General features: G+C 56.6%; 15 protein-coding genes and 1 tRNA gene. 6 read left to right on the top strand and 10 right to left on the bottom strand.

Features of this window, described 5'->3' with window-relative positions; translation table 11 throughout:
- Nucleotides 1–48 precede the first annotated feature (48 nt).
- The 7 genes from ACXAET_RS03840 to ACXAET_RS03810 form a co-directional block, all read right to left on the bottom strand.
- Nucleotides 49–1,260, bottom strand: a complete 1,212-nt coding sequence (locus ACXAET_RS03840) for an ABC transporter permease (RefSeq protein WP_475181338.1) — start codon at nt 1,258–1,260, stop codon at nt 49–51.
- A 5-nt stretch (nt 1,261–1,265) separates the two neighbouring features.
- A complete protein-coding gene (locus ACXAET_RS03835) occupies nt 1,266–2,537 on the bottom strand; it encodes an ABC transporter permease (RefSeq protein WP_475181335.1) in 1,272 nt (423 codons plus the stop codon).
- Between the two features lie 66 nt (nt 2,538–2,603).
- Nucleotides 2,604–3,704: an extracellular solute-binding protein gene (locus tag ACXAET_RS03830; protein WP_068335077.1), complete on the bottom strand. Its 1,101-nt coding sequence runs from the start codon at nt 3,702–3,704 to the stop codon at nt 2,604–2,606.
- Between the two features lie 111 nt (nt 3,705–3,815).
- Nucleotides 3,816–4,907, bottom strand: coding sequence for an ABC transporter ATP-binding protein (locus ACXAET_RS03825; protein WP_475181329.1), 1,092 nt, complete (start codon nt 4,905–4,907; stop codon nt 3,816–3,818).
- 166 nt (nt 4,908–5,073) lie between these two features.
- Nucleotides 5,074–5,784, bottom strand: coding sequence for a maleate cis-trans isomerase family protein (locus ACXAET_RS03820; RefSeq protein WP_475181326.1), 711 nt, complete (start codon nt 5,782–5,784; stop codon nt 5,074–5,076).
- A complete protein-coding gene (locus tag ACXAET_RS03815; RefSeq protein WP_475181321.1) occupies nt 5,781–6,926 on the bottom strand; it encodes a M24 family metallopeptidase in 1,146 nt (381 codons plus the stop codon). The genes ACXAET_RS03820 and ACXAET_RS03815 overlap by 4 nt, the downstream gene beginning before the upstream one ends.
- Nucleotides 6,923–7,966: a pyridoxal-phosphate dependent enzyme gene (locus ACXAET_RS03810; protein ID WP_475181319.1), complete on the bottom strand. Its 1,044-nt coding sequence runs from the start codon at nt 7,964–7,966 to the stop codon at nt 6,923–6,925. The genes ACXAET_RS03815 and ACXAET_RS03810 overlap by 4 nt, the downstream gene beginning before the upstream one ends.
- A gap of 86 nt (nt 7,967–8,052) precedes the next feature.
- Here ACXAET_RS03810 and ACXAET_RS03805 point away from each other — a divergent pair, with 86 nt between their 5' ends.
- Both ACXAET_RS03805 and argE read left to right on the top strand, forming a co-directional pair.
- Nucleotides 8,053–9,237, top strand: a complete 1,185-nt coding sequence (locus ACXAET_RS03805; RefSeq protein WP_475181316.1) for a M24 family metallopeptidase — start codon at nt 8,053–8,055, stop codon at nt 9,235–9,237.
- Nucleotides 9,234–10,391 carry an acetylornithine deacetylase gene (argE, locus tag ACXAET_RS03800; protein ID WP_475181315.1) on the top strand — a complete coding sequence of 386 codons (1,158 nt, stop codon included), beginning with the start codon at nt 9,234–9,236 and terminating at the stop codon, nt 10,389–10,391. Before ACXAET_RS03805 ends, argE begins: the two co-directional genes overlap by 4 nt.
- On the opposite strand, the gene ACXAET_RS03795 is transcribed toward argE, so the two are convergent.
- Nucleotides 10,388–11,254: an urea carboxylase-associated family protein gene (locus ACXAET_RS03795; RefSeq protein ID WP_475181313.1), complete on the bottom strand. Its 867-nt coding sequence runs from the start codon at nt 11,252–11,254 to the stop codon at nt 10,388–10,390. The genes argE and ACXAET_RS03795 overlap by 4 nt on opposite strands.
- 212 nt (nt 11,255–11,466) lie before the next feature.
- Between ACXAET_RS03795 and ACXAET_RS03790 the strand changes: the two genes are divergently transcribed.
- From ACXAET_RS03790 to ACXAET_RS03775, 4 genes are read left to right on the top strand one after another with little or no spacing between them, the layout of a single operon-like run.
- The gene (locus ACXAET_RS03790; protein ID WP_475181310.1) at nt 11,467–12,717 is read left to right on the top strand and encodes a sarcosine oxidase subunit beta family protein; all 1,251 of its coding nucleotides are present in this window, start codon (nt 11,467–11,469) and stop codon (nt 12,715–12,717) included.
- Nucleotides 12,718–12,730: 13 nt separating this feature from the next.
- Nucleotides 12,731–13,018 (top strand): sarcosine oxidase subunit delta, encoded by a 288-nt coding sequence (locus tag ACXAET_RS03785; protein WP_475181309.1) that lies wholly within the window; start codon nt 12,731–12,733, stop codon nt 13,016–13,018.
- A complete protein-coding gene (locus ACXAET_RS03780; RefSeq protein ID WP_475181306.1) occupies nt 13,015–15,960 on the top strand; it encodes a sarcosine oxidase subunit alpha family protein in 2,946 nt (981 codons plus the stop codon). Before ACXAET_RS03785 ends, ACXAET_RS03780 begins: the two co-directional genes overlap by 4 nt.
- Nucleotides 15,953–16,513: a sarcosine oxidase subunit gamma gene (locus ACXAET_RS03775; protein ID WP_475181304.1), complete on the top strand. Its 561-nt coding sequence runs from the start codon at nt 15,953–15,955 to the stop codon at nt 16,511–16,513. Before ACXAET_RS03780 ends, ACXAET_RS03775 begins: the two co-directional genes overlap by 8 nt.
- Nucleotides 16,514–16,752: 239 nt before the next feature.
- Here the strand turns inward: ACXAET_RS03775 and ACXAET_RS03770 are convergent, their stop codons facing one another.
- Both ACXAET_RS03770 and ACXAET_RS03765 read right to left on the bottom strand, forming a co-directional pair.
- Complete coding sequence (locus ACXAET_RS03770; RefSeq protein ID WP_475187081.1) at nt 16,753–17,355, bottom strand: YrbL family protein; 603 nt, start codon at nt 17,353–17,355, stop codon at nt 16,753–16,755.
- A 234-nt stretch (nt 17,356–17,589) separates the two neighbouring features.
- Nucleotides 17,590–17,679 (bottom strand) — tRNA-Ser (locus tag ACXAET_RS03765).
- Between the last annotated feature and the right edge of the window lie 35 nt (nt 17,680–17,714).

Here is a 17,714-nt window from a genome sequence, read left to right as displayed (position 1 = left end):
CGTGACCGGGATGCATGAAGAAATCGCTAGATCACCTTGCAGGTCGCGTCAAGCCGGGCTGAGACCACGCAGACGTTCTGACCGACGCCGCAGCAATTCAACCGTCGTCAGCAGCGCGATCGAGATCACAACAAGGATAGTTGCAACAGCCAGAATGGTCGGGCTGATCTGTTCACGAAGGCCGGTAAACATCTGCCAAGGCAGTGTTTTCTGGCTGGCAGAGCCTACAAACAGAACCACCACAACCTCATCAAACGAAGTAATAAAGGCAAACAAGCCGCCCGAGATTACGCCCGGTAAAATCAGAGGCATCTGGATTTTGAAGAACGTACGAACCGGTCCTGCGCCCATATTGGCAGCAGCCCGTGTCAGCGATTGATCAAACCCGACAAGAGTGGCCGTTACAGTGATGATAACAAACGGAATACCAAGAACAGCGTGCGCAAGAATAACTTTGACATATCCAACAAAGTTCTTGTCCATCCCCAGCGTTCCTTCAAGAAAACGCCCGATGTCACTGTAGAAAAAGAACATACCCGTGGCCGAGATAATCAAGGGAACGATCATGGGCGAAATAAGGATACCCATGATTGCCCGACGCCCCGGTACGTGCGATTGGCTTAGGCCAATGGCTGCCAGCGTTCCCAAAGACACAGAAATGATTGTCGCAATCGGCGCAATGATCAGCGAGTTCTTGAAGCTGCGCTGCCATTCATTGTTGGTGAAGAAATCCTCGTAGTGCTTTAGCGAATACCCTTCAGGGTCCAGCCGCAGCATTTCGGGCGTAAACGTAAAAAAGTCCTGTGCGTTGAAGGACAGCGGCAGAACGACGAGGATCGGTGTTATCAGGAACACAAAAATCGCTCCGCAGACTACGCGGAACAAATAATGTCCGAATACCTGACGACCGGTCAGATATGGCAGCAGTTTCTGACGGTAGCGGCCTTCGTACAACCAGAAGATAAAGAAGGCAAAGAACCAGCCGACCAGCAGCCCGATGACGAATCCAGTGAATCCGGCAAAGAAATATCCAGCCGCCGTCAGTCCAAGGATCGTAATCCAGCGTGCAACGCGTTCATTGTCGAGCACCGCGATATAGACCCAAGCAAGGCCCGCCATCAGGGCAGCACCCAAGAGGATGCCCAGCAGGACATTGCCCTGCCCAGCACCGACGAACATGCCCACGAACCCTCCGGCGATGGCAACTGAAGGCAGGACCATAGATAACGGCTTGCGGGATATTGGTGTGAGTGCAGCCATAATCTTTACCCTAGTTTAACGTTATCGATGCCGACAATCTTGTCGTAACACCAGTAAAGCAGGAGAACGACCGCCAGCAGGATTGTCCCCAAAGCCGCCGCCAATCCCCAGTTCAGTGAAGATGAGATGTGGTAGGCGATCCGGTTCGAGATAAAGACACCCTTGGTGCCGCCCACAATCTCGGGCGTGATGTAGTAGCCGATAGCCAGAATAAACACGAGGATCGACCCTGCGCCTATGCCCGGGATGGATTGCGGGAAGTAGATCCTCCAGAACGTGGTCCAGTTAGTTGCACCCATCGATTTGGCCGCACGGGTGTAGGATGGCGGGATCGTCTGCATAACAGAATACATCGGAAGGATCATGAATGGCAGCAGGATATGCGTCATCGCTATGATTGTACCGAACTGGTTGTTGATGATCACAAGCCGCGCATCATCTGCGACAAACCCTAGCCAGACCAGCGTTTCGTTTATCACTCCTTGTTGCTGCAGCATGACTTTCCACGCGGATGTTCGCACCAGAAGCGAGGTCCAGAAGGGCAACAGAACGAGGATCATCAACAGGTTCGAAACCCGCATCGGCAGCGTCGCCAAAAGATACGAGACCGGATAGGCCAGCAAAATACAGGCACCGGTAATGACTAAAGACATAAACAACGTGCGGCCAAATAGTTTGACCAGAATCTGCTTATCTTCCGGCTGCGCCCTTGGCCCCTCGGGCGTGCGGCGCATGTCGACTGCATTGAGGAAATAGCCATTGGTGATTGGAACCGCGTGCGTTTTGATCGTACGCCAAGTCTCAACTTCACCCCAGCCTTCGTGAATATCGATCAGCTTTTCTTTGAACGGCGCATCAGCTTCGGGGTCCAGGCGTTTGATATTTCGCCCAGATTTACGGAACATCGAAGACATGCCCGTTTCTTCATAGTTCAAACGTGAACCAAGCCGCGTATGTTCTTTTGCCTCAACAGCGGCAATCATATCTTTTACGAAGGCCGCATACAGTGCCTCGTCCGGCAGCTCTCCGCTGTCGGCATCCCAGTTTCTAAGCTCGACCACTGTCAGTGGGAGTGTCTCGGAAACAATACTATTCTCAACTGATCGGAACAGCATCGAAACGATCGGGATCACAAACGAGAGCAAGACAAACAGCAACAAGGGCGCAATCAGGGCCAGAGCCCGAACTTTGCGACGTCGCAATGAACGCGCCAGCGATTTTTTCAGAGGCGTGCCATCCGCGGCCAACATCGGGCCGGATTGAGTAGCGTCAGTCATCTGCGTCCCTTGGTTTTTGGTGGGTCGGGGCCAAGACAGGCCCCAACCGAGCATTTTAGTACCGGCTTATTGTGCCAGCCACGCCTGGAATTTGGCGTCGATATCGTCACGATAGTCGGCCCAGAACTCGTAGTTGTAGAGGAACGTGTTCTTCGCGTTGTTAGGATCAGTCGGCATATGCGGAGCCATGTCGATACCAAGTTCAGCATGCTGACCTACCAACGGTGCCGACGAAGCACGTGCCGGACCATAGGAGATGAACTTGGCTTGATCCGCCAGACGCTGCGTGTCGGTTGCGAACTTTACGAACTCTTTGACACGCGCCAAACGCTCTTCGCTCAGACCGGCTGGAATGATCCAACCGTCAAGATCGAACACCTGCGCATCCCAGAGCATTTCGAACGGCTGGTCTTGCTCTTCAATCGCCGAGAACCAACGGCCATTGTAGGACGTGCCCATAACAACTTCGCCATCGGCCAAAAGCTGCGGCGGCTCAGCAGCAGCGCCCCACCATACGACCTGATCCTTGATTGTTCCCAGCTTGTCCAACGCGCGCTGTTGACCTTCTTCGGTCGCCAGAACGTCATAGACATCGTCCTTTGCTACGCCATCACAGATCAGCGCCCATTCCATGTTGTTAATCGGGCGCTTTTCCAACGTCCGCTTACCTGGATAGGTTTCCATGTCGAACATGGCACAGATCGAGTCAGGCGCTGGTGCCCCATCCGGCAGCAGGTCGGGACGATAGGCCGCCGTTGTCGAATACACGATCTGCGGAATGAAACAGTCGCTGACCAGAAGATCGCCGAAGTCTTCTGATGCCGGAGTACCATCCGGTGCCGCCGCCAGCAGCTCGTCCGGGTCGTATTCCATCGCCAGACCTTCGTCGCACAGGCGGATTGCGTCAGCAGCGACAACGTCCACCAGATCCCAGGTGATGTTACCGGCTTCGTTCATTGCGCGCAGCTTGGCGACCGCTTCGGGCGAGCTTTCGTCCCAAACGATCGTTAATCCCGGGTTCATCTCCATGAAGGGTTCAGCGTAAGCCTTTGTTTGCGAGGCTTGATATGCGCCACCCCAGGAAACTAGCGTCATCTCCTCGGCCATTGCACTGCCTGCAATCGCAGCAACCGCACTGGCTAGAAGAGTGGATTTTGTTACTTTCATAGTAAACTCCCTATTACACCCGTTAATTTTAACCAAAAGACCGGAGCACGGGGCAACCCGATCATCAGATTATCCCACACGTGCGGGCAGAGCGTGCGGGTGAGTCTTGGCTCAGGCGTCCAGCGCCCGGCAGTCCTTGGCCAGCCAGCCGATCTCGACCTCCTGACCTGGGCTCAGTTTGATCGCATCCGGAGCGTTGCGGGTTTTGATGATGAAATCATCATTCCCTGCAACTGAAAGACGAAAGCGAAAAACATCGCCCATATAGATGAACTCTTTCACCGTTGCTTTCAGCGTATGCGCATCGGCATGCAGACGGTCCTTGTTAAATTCAACACGTTCAGGTCGGATCGAGACCTTGGTCCGCTCACCCGCAGTATGAACGTTCACCGGCTTGGCATCAATCTCAGAGCCATCATCAAGCTTCACAACGCAGGTATCGCCATCGATTGACTTAATAACCCCATCCAACGTGTTGTTTTCGCCTATAAACTGCGCCACGAAGCTGTTTTCTGGCTCTTCATACAGAAGGTCCGGCGGTGCCAATTGTTGAATTCGGCCGTCATCGAATACGGCAACACGATCTGACATGGTCAGGGCTTCGGTCTGGTCATGCGTCACGTAGACGGTTGTGATCCCAAGCTCATGGGCCAGTCGGGTGATTTCAAACTGCATATGTTCCCGCAGCTGTTTATCCAACGCGCCAAGCGGTTCATCCATCAAAACCAGTTCAGGCTCGAACACCAGTGCGCGGGCAAGTGCAATTCGCTGCTGTTGACCACCAGACAGTTGGGCCGGACGACGGCTGCCAAAAGCGCCCATCTGAACCATATCCAATGCACGTTTGACCTTTTCTTCGCGCTGTTCCTTGCCGATCTTCCGCACTTCCAACGGGAACGAGAGGTTCTCGGCCACGGTCATATGCGGAAACAGGGCGTAGTTCTGGAACACCATCCCGATCCCGCGTTTGTGCGGAGGAATGTTGTTGATCGGGCGCCCGTCCAACATGATCTCTCCGTAGGTAGCGGTCTCGAACCCTGCCAGCATCATCAGACAGGTCGTCTTACCGGACCCTGACGGGCCAAGCATGGTCAGAAACTCACCTTTCGGCATTGAAAGGTTAAGATCTTTTACAACGAGGACTTCACCATCATAGGATTTTTGGACACGCTGAAACTCGACGAACGCTGCGTCATTGGTCATATACCGACTTGGCTCCCTGTGCGGTCTCTTTGGTGTCCGGTGTACCCGAATCTCAAGACCCATTGGCGTTATTCAATGGCATGCAGGGTGCACCCTGCAACCGATATTTGACTGTAGGGTTACAGATTAGGCAGCCGAAATGCAAATTGAGGCAGAGGCCCCGTCTTCACTTTGCAGAGTTCAGTTCACGCATGTGCCATGCAAGGCTTTGATTGCTGGACAAAACAGGCTTAGCAAGACGGTTCTGAACCTCTGGAATGACATCAAAAGTTCTTAAATTCGTGCAGCTTATAAAAACGGCTTCAACCTGTGAATCAGCCCCAAGTTTAAGCGCTGCATCTACAACGGATTGCCGGGAAATGCGTACGACTTTGGATTCTTCGGCTTCACCGAATGAGCCAAAGACATCCATCGAAACGCCGTTTTCCGCAAATGCTCGTCGAAGAGGTTCGTTCACTTCTTCGATATATGGCGAGAGCAATGCAAACCTCGAAACACCCAACTGTGCCGCACAAGCAGTCGCCGCCCGCAACGGATTGGTGACCACCGCCACATTGCAGGAGGATTGAACCATGCGTTCAACCTGATCTGATCCGATCACAGAACTGGCAGACGTGCACCCGTACCCCACGACCTTGTAAGGTCGCGCCTTCGGCAGAAGGTCTGCAGCCGCAGGCAAAGCCGCCTTCATTTCTGACAAGGATTCTGTCGTGACGTCTGATCCGCTTGGAATACGCGAGACATAGAGCGGATTGATTGAGTCGGAAAAATAGGCGTTGAACTCGGGCTCGATTGTTTCGTCAGTTTGCAGAACGATCAACCCCATCGGCGTCGTGTGTGGATCATCCTCGTCCAGCGTATAGGGAAGATAGCTCATATCTGCGGTAACTCCGGACCGGCTCGGGGACTGATATACCGGGGTGACCCATCGGTGATGATGATGTTCTCTTCGTGGACCAGGATTTTGTCGCCGACTGCAATTCCGGGCTCTAATGTCAGGACCATCCCGGGTTCCAAAACCGTGTGGTCCGACGGGATCAATGAGGGCCATTCGGTTAGTGACATTCCCAAGCCATGACCCAAACGCCCCGCACCGGTATCGCCGCTGTTTCGGGACAGGATCGCGTCCATGACATTGAAAAGATCGGCAGCCGTCGCCCCCGGGCTTGCCGCTTCGAAAGCAGCGTCAGATGCTTCGATGAGCGTGGTGTAGGCGTCCCGGACCTGGTTTGTCGCCTGACCGACGGACCAGTTGCGGTCGAAATCGCAAAAATAGCCGTCCCAAACCAATCCAGTGTCGAGCATCAGAACATCACCCGACCTTAAACCGGTTGCTCGGGCCGGAGAGATTACATCGGTATATCCCCCCTGCTCCGCCCCGCCTGCAAGATACGGCACCCAATCGGCACCTTCTTCAAGGCACAGCATCTGGAACCGGCGGAACACCTCATCCAGTGCTACACCCTCGCCAGCTATTTCTGGCACGCGCTGAAAGGCCCGCCCCGCGATGGCACATGCGGTTTCGATCTTGGCAATCTCGGCAGGGGATTTGACCATTCTGAGGGCGCGAACAATGCCTTGATCACCTCTCAAACGCCGATTGCCCAACCCCTGCTGTAACCGATTAAGATCGTTCAACGGCATGCGAACATGGGTTTCGTGCCCGTCCGGAAGACCGATCACAGCGTCCGCCGGGCAAATCTCTGTCAGGGTATCGGCCAAAAGGCTGACGCCATCGTCTGTCAGATCGGGCGCGCTCCAGGTGCGGATGTCCTGAACCCAGGTTTGCGCCATCAACGCGGCGCCGATGGACGGGATGACGGCAATGGGTTTGCCCGTTGCGGGCACGATCAGAAACCAAGGGCGCGTCGGGCTTTCCCAGAACCGGGTCAGGTATCCGGAGAAGTAACGAACCTCTGGCTCGGTCGTCAGCAAAAGCGCCGAAAGCCCAGCATCAACCATTCGGCTTTGCGCGCGTTTGGTCCGCTCCTGAAATTCAGACGTTTCAAACCCCCTCATTCCGCGGTCTCCGACAGAAAGCACAGCACACGAGCGCTGGGATCAATACCCAATGCCTTACGGACATCGGGGTTCATGACAGCGGCAACCCCTGCCCCACCCGAAGCGGTGGTAGCGATACCCTCGGATGCCATCGCCGGCAGGTGCTCGGTCACTTGCTCATCAGAGAGGGTCAGGAAACTGTCGGCGTCCCGCGCCAAACCGTTCAACGCAATGTGTGATGGCTCTTTGCAATCAAGCCGCCCCATCACGCTGTCAGGTCCATCGGCAAAAACGCATGTCCCAGCCTCAATGCTCGCTTGCAGCGCGGGGGCCGCATCGGGTTCGACAACTATGATCTGTGGCGCATCGCCCCAGATCGTCCGCACATAGGCCGCAACTGCTCCGGCCAATCCGCCGACGCCGGCCTGCAATACTATATGAGTGGGTACCTGCGGGCATTGATTGCACGCCTCGGCAGCCATTTGCAGATAGCCCTCCATCAGCGTGTGCGGCAGATCATAATACCCCTCCCAAGAGCTGTCAGAAAGCAACGTCCAGCCGTTGACTTCTGCGGCCTTGCTGGCGGCTTCCATGCTGGCGGCATAGTCTGCACCCTGTCGCACCACCTGCGCATTTTGGGCACGCAAGCGATCAGCAAAGCTCTCTGGTACCGTGTCTGCGATATAAACTACGGCTTTCGCGCCGAAAACCCGCGCACCTGCGGCAACGCTCATACCGTGATTGCCCGCGCTGGCCGTGACATAGGTGCGCCCCAAAAGCGTGGTCTCGTTTGGGCTGTCACTCCGGTCAGCCGCATGTCGGGCAATGACATAAGCCGCCCCAAGTGCCTTGAAGGAGCCCAGGTTCATGCGGCCACGCTCATCCTTGACCCACAGTGCACTTACGTCGGCAAGGCCGTCGACCGAAACCAAGGGCGTCTCTGCCGCTGCCGGGCATTTCTTGAGCAAATTGGCAACACGCACGGCATTGGTCGACGGATACGGGGCTGCCTCAATCAGTTTCTGGCCGCCACGGTGGGGGTTGGATACGATTTTCAAATGAGCGTCTTTCCTGAGTTGCCCATTGACGTGAACGCATCCGTCAAGTTCTGTCAACAGAACGCGCTTATCAACCGGAGCAGTCCATGGCTCACGCAAACCCGGCCTTCAGCCCATCGGAATACGACCGCCGACTGACAAAGACGCGGGCTGCCATGGCGGCTGCCGGGCTGGATGCGCTGTTTGTCGAGGATCCGTCAAACATGGCTTGGCTCACCGGGTATGACGGCTGGTCTTTCTATGTTCATCAAGGCGTTCTGGTGCTGCACGACGATGACCCGATCTGGTGGGGCCGTAACCAGGACGCCAACGGCGCCCGCCGTACAGTTTGGATGCCGAATGATCGAATTCGCGGCTATGCCGATCACTATGTGCAATCCACCATTCGCCACCCGATGCAGGATCTTGCAGCTTTGATCCGCGATTGCGGGATGGAAACGGGTCGTATCGGCGTTGAACTGGATAACTACTACTACTCGGCCAAGGCGAATCTGACCTTGCTGGCAGAGCTGCCTCAGGCCGATTTAGTCGATGCCACCGCGTTGGTAAATTGGCAGCGTGCGGTCAAATCCGGCGAGGAAATCGCCCTGATGCGCAAGGCTGCCCGTATCTCGGAACACGTGATCGACGGAGTTTTGGAGCGGATTGAACCGGGACTGCGCAAGAATGAGTTGGTCGCGCAGATTTACCATGATGCCATCTCGGGCGTGGGCGACGATTGGGGGGACTACGCCGCGATCGTGCCTTTGTTGCCTTCGGGACCAGATGCTGCCGCCCCGCATCTGACATGGGATGGCGCGCCTTTCAAATCCGGCGAATGCACGTTTTTCGAACTATCAGGTTGTTACCGCCGCTATCATGCACCTTTCTGCCGATCGATCTTTCTGGGCCAGCCGCCCGATTACCTTTTGCGGGCCGAAGACGCGCTGGTTGAGGGGCTAGAGGCAGGCTTGAACGCTGCCCATGCAGGCAATCAGGCCCGCGACATTGCGCTGGCGCTGGCCGCCCCACTGGAACGCGCCGGGATCGAGCGCGGCGCGCGCTGCGGATATCCGATTGGCCTCAGCTATCCCCCGGACTGGGGCGAGCGTACCATATCCTTGCGCCCTGAAGACGAAACCGTTTTGGAACCCGGCATGACATTTCACTTCATGCCCGGCCTCTGGATGGACGACTGGGGCCTTGAGATCACAGAGTCGATCCTGATCACCGAAAACGGACCCGCCGAGTGTTTTTGTAACCGGCCCCGTAAATTGTTTGTGAAACCATGAGCCTGTCCAAAACCACGGAAATCCTGGCTGACCTGATCGCCTTTCAAACGGTGTCAGCAGACAGCAACCTTGAGATCATCCGTTACCTGACTGAAAGGCTTGAGGCGCTGGGCGCGCGGTGTATTCTGACGCGGGACGATACCGGGACGAAGGCCAATGTCTTTGCTACGCTGGGGCCGGACATGCCCGGAGGAATCCTGCTGTCAGGCCACACCGATGTGGTTCCCGTCGCCGATCAGGATTGGACGTCAGACCCTTTTCAGATGACTGAACTGGACGGAAAACTCTATGGCCGTGGCACCTGCGACATGAAAGGGTTCATTGCCGCGGCATTGGCCTTTGCCGAAACGCTGGACATCGGCCAACTGACCCAACCGTTGCACTTTGCATTTACTTACGACGAAGAAACAGGGTGTTTGGGTGCGCAAAGTCTCGTCACCGATCTGGCCGAACGCGGCATCGTCCCGGATATTGCCATCATAGGCGAACCCACTGAGATGCGGATCATCGAAGGACATAAGGGCTGTTTCGAATACACCACCAGTTTCGCTGGCCTGGAAGGGCACAGCTCAGCCCCGGATGACGGTGTAAACGCGGCGGAATATGCGGCTAGATATATTAACAAACTGCTGGAATTACGCCAAATTCTAAAATCCCAAGCACCAAGAAATAGCCTTTTTGATCCGCCGTGGACAACAGTCAACGTCGGGCGAATTTCGGGCGGCGTCGCGCATAATGTCATCGCCAGCAAGGCTGAGGTCGCATGGGAAATGCGCCCGGTGCAGTCCAGTGATGCCGATCTAGTCCGAACCACTCTGTCGGATTACGTACAGCATACCCTTCTGCCTGAAATGCAGGCCGTGCACCCCGAAGCCAGCATCACGCAACACACCGTTGCAGAAGTCGAGGGTTTGGAGCCCATGACCGAAAACGCCGCGCGCGAACTTATGGCCGAACTGACCGGCGCGAATGGAACCGGTGTCGTCGCCTTTGCAACCGAAGCCGGTTTGTTTCAGCAGCTGGGTGTTCACGCGGTTGTCTGCGGACCGGGGTCGATCCTGCAGGCGCATAAGGCGGATGAGTATATCGAGATCGAACAGCTTGACCTGTGTTGCCGAATGCTCAGCCGCCTTGGTCGTCGTCTGATCGCCTAACGGGTACCGTGCGAGCGATCGTAAGCGGAGCGCGCCGGTTGTACATGCGCCGCGCGCGCTTGCTCTCCGGGGTCATAGACTTCCATCACTAGCGGATAGCAGGCTGCGGCATCCGACGAATGTTCGGACGAGCAATCGCCACCGGGACAGGCGGACAAACCTACGATCAGGTCAATCTCGGCATAGAACTCAAGATAGTCACCGGGTCGAACGGGGCTGGCCTTCATGAAATACTGCCCGGTGTCGCGTGTGAAGCCGGTGCACATGAATACGTTCAAAACGTCATGTACAAGCATCTCAGCTTCGTGCAGCGGCAGATCGCAATGGCCTGACAACGCGCGGGTCAGGTTCGAGTGGCAGCAATAGTGATAATCATCCCCCGATAGCAGCCGCCCCGTATAGGGATCGCATCGCGTGCCGATCACATCATGGACCGAGCCGCCGAATTCATCGAACCCGTACCAGTCCAGCGTATCATCAACCACGGTCGCCATCGGACGCATGTTTGGAAAGCTCGACCACATGCGATCTCCGGACGACAGATGAGTCCCGTGAAGCGCGCGGGTTTTACCGGAATAGAAACGTTCGGTGAGGTCGTGTGTGTGCCACATGTTCAGATCACCGACCTGCGGGCCATCCACTGAAACAACCCTGATGAATGCACCCGCTGGCACATCTATACACGCGGCATCCCGTGGGGCCACCGTAACCTCAGCGGTCTTTCGCGCACCCTTCCGCAGGTTGGAGAGTGCACCCAAATCCGGTTTCTCCAATGTTTCGGGCGGGTAGCAAACAACTGGTGGGATCGCCTTTCGAGCATCGGCATCCGTAGGGGCCGCAAAGTTCGGTTTTTCTAGTTTCATCAGCGCAACCTTGTTTTTGCAAAGGCTTAGCGCATCGCAATCGGATTCGCCATCGGCTCTCGCGTGGTGTTGATCCGCGGCGTCTGAGTTGGGTTCTCACGGCTCTGCCAGAAAAGAGGCACCTCTAAAGTCTGATTCAGACAAATCGATGTCGCATCCGAGCATACCCAAAGGCTACAAATTATTGGATTGTGTCGAAAAAGGTCCGATTCATGCGATATTCCGGCTTCCGAGTCATCAAAGAGGCGCTTACCGGCCACAAAGGTTGGAAACCGGTCTGGCGTGAGCCCGAACCCAAACCGCATTACGACATCGTTGTTATTGGCGGCGGTGGGCACGGCTTGGCAACGGCGCATTACCTGTCCAAGGTATACGGTCAACGAAACGTGGCCGTGGTTGAAAAGGGCTGGATCGGTGGCGGCAATGTCGGGCGGAACACGACGATTGTCCGCTCAAACTACATGCTGGATGGCAATGAACCGTTCTATGAGTTCTCAATGAAACTGTGGGAAGGGCTTGAGCAGGACCTGAACTACAACGCGATGATGAGCCAGCGCGGGATTATCAACCTTTTTCACACCGACGGTCAGCGCGACGCCTATATCCGTCGCGGCAATGCGATGATCCTGAACGGTGCCGATGCTGAGCTTTTGGATGCTGACCAAGTCCGCAGGGAGCACCCATATCTGAATTTCGACGACGCTCGATTTCCGATCAAAGGCGGGTTGGTTCAGCGTCGCGCCGGCACTGCCCGACATGACGCGGTGGCTTGGGGGTTTGCGCGCTCTGCGGATATGCACGGCGTCGACATCATCCAAAACTGTGAAGTGACTGGTTTGCGGATCGAAAACGGCAAATGCCTTGGCGTCGAGACCACAAAAGGCTTTATCGGCGCCAACAAGGTCGGCTGCGCAGTCGCAGGAAGCTCAGGTCGCGTGATGAGCATGGCCGGAATGCGATTGCCCATCGAAAGCCATGTCCTTCAAGCCTTCGTCTCCGAAGGTCTAAAGCCGGTTCTGCCCAGTGTCATCACCTATGGCGCAGGCCATTTCTATGTCAGTCAGTCCGACAAGGGCGGGCTGGTTTTTGGCGGCGACATTGACGGCTATAACACCTACGCGCAGCGTGGGAACCTGCCGGTGGTCGAAGATGTCTGCGAAGGTGGCATGGCGCTGATGCCAATGATCGGCCGCGCGCGTCTTTTGCGAATGTGGGGCGGCGTGATGGACATGTCGATGGATGGCTCGCCCATAATCGACCGTACCCCGGTCGAGGGGCTCTACTTCAACGGCGGCTGGTGTTACGGCGGGTTTAAAGCGACCCCGGCCTCGGGCCATTGCTTTGCACACTTGCTGGCGCGGGATGAGCCGCACCCGGTTGCAACGGCCTACCGCCTTGATCGGTTTCGCACCGGGCGGATGATCGACGAAAAAGGTGTGGGCAATCAGCCCAACCTGCACTGAGGGGGACCAAACAATGATAATCAACCATCCCCTTTTGGGTCCGCGGGACGCATCGGAGTTTACCTATCTGGGCGACGCATCCCTGATTGACCGTCCCGATTGGCAGTCCGAAAACGCGTCTGAGGCGTTTTATGAATACGGGTATCTGCGTGATAACCCAGCCGGTGAGCATCAGGAGCTTTGGTATCATGAGGCCGGTGATCGATCCTGGCTGATTGTCACGCGCAACACGCTGACGCACGAGATTTCAAGGGTGGAGCTGGCCCGCGATGTGGCCCGCGCACGGGGGCGATCCAAATGACGCAGAGCAACAGGCTTGGTGGTGGTCAGATCGATCGCAACACCTCTCTGACTTTTCGGTTCGATAATCGCAGCTACACCGCGCATCCCGGCGATACGTTGGCTTCGGCCCTGCTGGCCAACGACGTGAGGCTGATCGGGCGGTCCTTCAAATACCACCGCCCAAGGGGTTTACTGACCGCAGGCTCCGAAGAACCCAATGGCATGGTCGAACTGCGCACCGGTGCCCGGCAGGAGCCAAACACGCGCGCCACGACCATCGAAATGTTCGACGGGTTAGAGGCGCGGTCACAGAATCGCTGGCCCAGTCTGAAGTTCGACGCCTTGGCGGTGAACGATCTGTTTTCAAACTTCCTTTCGGCGGGCTTCTATTACAAAACCTTCATGTGGCCCGCTGCGTTTTGGGAAAAACTGTACGAGCCGATGATCCGTCGCGCGGCCGGCCTAGGATCGCTTTCGATGGAGGATGACCCAGACGAGTACGACAAAGGGTTCCGTCATTGCGATCTGCTGATCATTGGTGCCGGACCTGCTGGTCTTATGGCGGCTTTGACCGCCGGGCGCGCTGGGGCAGATGTCATTCTGGCGGATGAGGACTTTGCCCTTGGTGGGCGTCTGAACAGCGAAAGCTTCGCGATTGGTGATCACAGCGCCCCAGACTGGGCCGCACAGGCCGTGGCCGAGCTGTCTTCCATGCCGAACGTCCGGCTGATGCCGCGTACCACGGTAATTGGCGCGTTTGATCACGGGATCTATGGCGCGGTTGAGCGAACCGGGGATCATCTGCCCACCCTGCCCGATGGTAAACCGCGGCAAATCCTGTGGCGCATCTACACCCAAAAAGCTCTGCTGTGCGCCGGGGCAACGGAACGCCCGATTGCATTTGAGAATAACGACCGGCCCGGCATCATGATGGCAAGCGCGATACGGACCTATGCCAATCGGTTTGCAGCCACGCCATCGCAGCGTGTGGCAATTTTTACCAATAATGACGACGGGCACCGCACTGCCGCTGACTTGCACGCCAAGGGCGTTAAGATCGCCGCTGTTGTGGATGTGCGTGAAGACGCGCCCGGCAGCTATGACTACGAGGTTCTCAAAGGCGCGCAGGTTACTGATACCAAGGGGCGCTTGGGACTGACCTTTGTTGAGGTGACCTTGTCCGACGGCTCCACCCGCACACTGGATTGCGGGGCGCTGGGCGTGTCCGGTGGATGGAACCCAAACGTCCACCTGACCTGCCACCAACGCGGACGCCCGGTCTGGAACGACGATTTGGCAGCTTTTGTACCTGGCTCTGACCTTCCCCTTGGCCTTTCGGTCGCTGGCGCGGCAAACGGGGTAATGACAACATATGGCGCGCTGAAATCCGGTGCCGAAGGTGCAGCCGAGGCGCTGGACCTAAAAGGTGCCCTGCCCGATCTGCCAGAGGCCGAGGATGCTCCGGTCGAACAAAAGCCTTTCTGGTACGTTGAAGGGTGCAAACGCGCCTGGGTGGATCAACAGAACGATGTGACCGTCAAGGATGTGAAGCTGAGCTACCAAGAGGGTTTCCGCTCGGTCGAGCACCTGAAACGTTATACCACGCTGGGCATGGCAACCGATCAGGGCAAAACATCGAACATCACTGGTCTGGCAATCATGGCCGAGGTCGCGGGAAAGTCGATCCCCGAAGTGGGTACTACTATTTTCCGTCCGCCCTATACTCCGGTTCCAATTGCCACGTTTGCCGGTCGGATGAAGGGTCAAGAGTTCCACCCCACCCGCCTGACGCCGTCGCATTATTGGGCCAAGGAACGCGGTGCTGTGTTTGTCGAGGCTGGCAATTGGCTGCGGGCGCAGTGGTTCCCCCTGCCCGGTGAAACTCATTGGCGGCAGTCGGTCGATCGCGAAGTTCGCCAAACCCGGGCTTCGGTTGGGGTTTGCGACTGCACGACGCTGGGCAAGATCGACGTGCAGGGCACCGACGCGGCCGAGTTCCTGAACCGCATCTATGCTAACGGCTTTGCCAAGCTGCCCGTTGGCAAAACCCGCTATGGCCTGATGCTGCGCGAGGACGGCTTGGTGATGGACGACGGCACCGCTGCGCGCATGGCCGAGGATCACTTCGTCGTCACGACAACCACGGCCAACGCCGTAAGTGTCTATCGCCACATGGAATTTGTACGCCAATGCCTGTATCCGGACATGGACGTGCAGTTGATATCGACCACCGAAGCCTGGGCGCAATACGCCGTCGCCGGACCCAACGCGCGCAAGCTGCTGCAAAAAATCGTGGACCCTGAGTTTGATCTTTCAAACGAGGCATTCCCGTTCATGGCCTGCGGCAACATTACGGTTTGCGGTGGCCTACGGGCGCGGTTGTTCCGCATCTCGTTCTCGGGTGAGTTGGCCTATGAGATCGCCGTGCCGTCGCGCTATGGCGACGCGCTGATGCGTCGTCTGATGGCCGAAGGCGAAGAGTTCAACGTCGTGCCGTACGGCACAGAAGCATTGGGCGTAATGCGCGTGGAAAAAGGGCATGCAGCTGGGAATGAGCTGAATGGCACAACCACGGCGCTGAACCTTGGGCTGGGCCAGATGGTGTCAAAGAAAAAGGACAGCATCGGCTCGGTCTTGTCCGAACGTGAGGCTCTGGTCGAACCGGATGTGCTGAGGCTGGTGGGGATCAAACCGGTGCAGCCTGACGACAAGATTACTGCGGGCGGGCATCTGATGAATGCAGATGGCCCTGTAGATGCGGCTAATGATCAGGGCTATGTCACATCGGCTGTTTATTCGCCAATCCTCAAAAGCAATATAGGTCTTGGTCTTGTGAAGAACGGAGCCGAGCGGCTGGGCGAAAAGATGCGCCTCGTCTCGCCGCTCACTGATCTGACGGTTGAGGTGGAACTTGTCTCGGCCCATTTCGTCGATCCTGAAGGAGAGCGTCTGCGTGCATGATCTTGTTGCCATAACCGCCCTTGGCGGAACCGAGCCGCGCGTCGACACCATCGGCAGTGTAACATGCACCGAAGTACCGGGCGTGGCCCTTGCCTCGGTCGCGTCACGAATGGGAAAAGAAGACAAATCTGCCAAGGCCTTGGCAAAGCTAATTGATGCGCCTGCGCCAGCGGTTGGCCGTTGGGCTGGGGCGTCGATTTGTGCGTTCTGGGCCGGGGTCGATCAGTGGATGCTTGAGGCTTCGTTTGAAACGCACGAAGATCTTGCTGATCAAGCCAAGAAGGCCTTGGGTGATGCCGCCTCAGTCACCGAGCAGACAGACGGTTGGACTCGGTTTGATCTGACCGGCACCGGTATCCCATCGGTTCTGGAGCTGCTTTGCCAGCTTGACTTGCGCAAGATGACCGACGGCAGCGCGGCGCGGTGCGCAATCCACCATATCGGCTGCTTTGTCTTGTGCCGGACATCTGAAAGCTACAGCATCTACGGCCCGCGATCCTCGGCCGCGTCACTGCATCACGCTATCACAACGGCGATGCGTTCAGCATTGTGAACCGAAGACAAACTTAGCGGCCATTCTGCATTACCTTCAACGCAAAGGTAATTGATTCTGCGATGATCCTCGTCTTGTCCACGTCCGAATGCAGCTCGGAAGTGCATTGCCAAAGCCGTCGCAGTTATACGATTGACTGGGAATGTCACGGATAACAGATGCAACGATGTAAGGCGGTAATGGTACAGGCCGAGCAGAGCGGAATAAACTTGCGACCGATCTGTTTTCGTTGGAATTGCTTAAAGCTGAAACGCCCGGGACATGCGCGCTCTGCGGCGCGCAATAGACTTGTGGAAAGCCCACTTGCTGAAAAGCGCCAGCGGGAACATCACCCGTTCACCAAGCCCGTCGATCACGACCAACTTTCCGCCTCGCTCCTGTGCACGCACGATGTTCTCAAACCCCAAATCACCAACGACGATCTGGCCCCGTTCTAGGTCATCCATCAGTTCCAAAAACTCGTCGCGCAGGCGTTGGTGTGCAGCCTTGTCTTCGCGAACAGCGAGTTTCTCGGCATGCAACGTCGGCGCAAGCTTTCCATCCGGCCCAGTCAGCTTTTCCACCACAAGGGCCGGGCCAGACGAAGTTGGCGCATACCCCATGAACCGCGCCAACCGCTCAATTTCAGGGCATCCCCGGTGCAACGCAGCAAGGTATTCGTTCGCTTCACGGTTCCATTGCCGCAGATTACCGTATCGCCATTCTGAATAACGCGGGACTGCATGCTTTCGAACAGGCTCATCCACCCGAACCTTGAGCAGCGCCCCTTCAATCTCAGGGTGCTGAAAAATCTTGTAGTTGCGGCTCTCGCGCAAAGGCATCAGGCCACTCAGGTCAATCATGTCGGTCAAGTTCCAATCTCACAAAATTGTGCCTGCCGGCGTGCCAGATGCTGAAATCCGGCTTCTCTTAGAACGTTATTTTTGCCGCTACAAATAACATTTTCTGCAAGGCACAAAAAGATGCTGAGAACCCACCGAGCGCAAGAGGCAGACGGTGTTGTGCTCATCCGCCGTTGTTTGGGTCGCACACTCAGGCAGACAATATAACAATAGAAGAAATCATCGGATAGTTAGTGGCGGAGAGACAGGGATTCGAACCCTGGAGACGGTTTCCCGCCTACACACTTTCCAGGCGTGCGCCTTCGACCACTCGGCCACCTCTCCGTGAGCGCGATGTTTGGACCATCGCCAGATGATTT

Source organism: Ruegeria sp. AWH4_226 (assembly GCF_056159225.1).
Note: the sequence above shows the minus strand (reverse complement) of the source record. Positions and strands in the feature narration are given on the sequence as shown.

Coding starts and splice junctions, on each gene's coding strand:
- ACXAET_RS03840 (WP_475181338.1), bottom strand. CDS start 1,260: ATGGCTGCACTCACACCAATATCCCGCAAGCCGTTATCTATGGTCCTG.
- ACXAET_RS03835 (WP_475181335.1), bottom strand. CDS start 2,537: ATGACTGACGCTACTCAATCCGGCCCGATGTTGGCCGCGGATGGCACG.
- ACXAET_RS03830 (WP_068335077.1), bottom strand. CDS start 3,704: ATGAAAGTAACAAAATCCACTCTTCTAGCCAGTGCGGTTGCTGCGATT.
- ACXAET_RS03825 (WP_475181329.1), bottom strand. CDS start 4,907: ATGACCAATGACGCAGCGTTCGTCGAGTTTCAGCGTGTCCAAAAATCC.
- ACXAET_RS03820 (WP_475181326.1), bottom strand. CDS start 5,784: ATGAGCTATCTTCCCTATACGCTGGACGAGGATGATCCACACACGACG.
- ACXAET_RS03815 (WP_475181321.1), bottom strand. CDS start 6,926: ATGAGGGGGTTTGAAACGTCTGAATTTCAGGAGCGGACCAAACGCGCG.
- ACXAET_RS03805 (WP_475181316.1), top strand. CDS start 8,053: ATGGCTCACGCAAACCCGGCCTTCAGCCCATCGGAATACGACCGCCGA.
- argE (WP_475181315.1), top strand. CDS start 9,234: ATGAGCCTGTCCAAAACCACGGAAATCCTGGCTGACCTGATCGCCTTT.
- ACXAET_RS03795 (WP_475181313.1), bottom strand. CDS start 11,254: ATGAAACTAGAAAAACCGAACTTTGCGGCCCCTACGGATGCCGATGCT.
- ACXAET_RS03790 (WP_475181310.1), top strand. CDS start 11,467: ATGCGATATTCCGGCTTCCGAGTCATCAAAGAGGCGCTTACCGGCCAC.
- ACXAET_RS03785 (WP_475181309.1), top strand. CDS start 12,731: ATGATAATCAACCATCCCCTTTTGGGTCCGCGGGACGCATCGGAGTTT.
- ACXAET_RS03780 (WP_475181306.1), top strand. CDS start 13,015: ATGACGCAGAGCAACAGGCTTGGTGGTGGTCAGATCGATCGCAACACC.
- ACXAET_RS03770 (WP_475187081.1), bottom strand. CDS start 17,355: ATGATTGACCTGAGTGGCCTGATGCCTTTGCGCGAGAGCCGCAACTAC.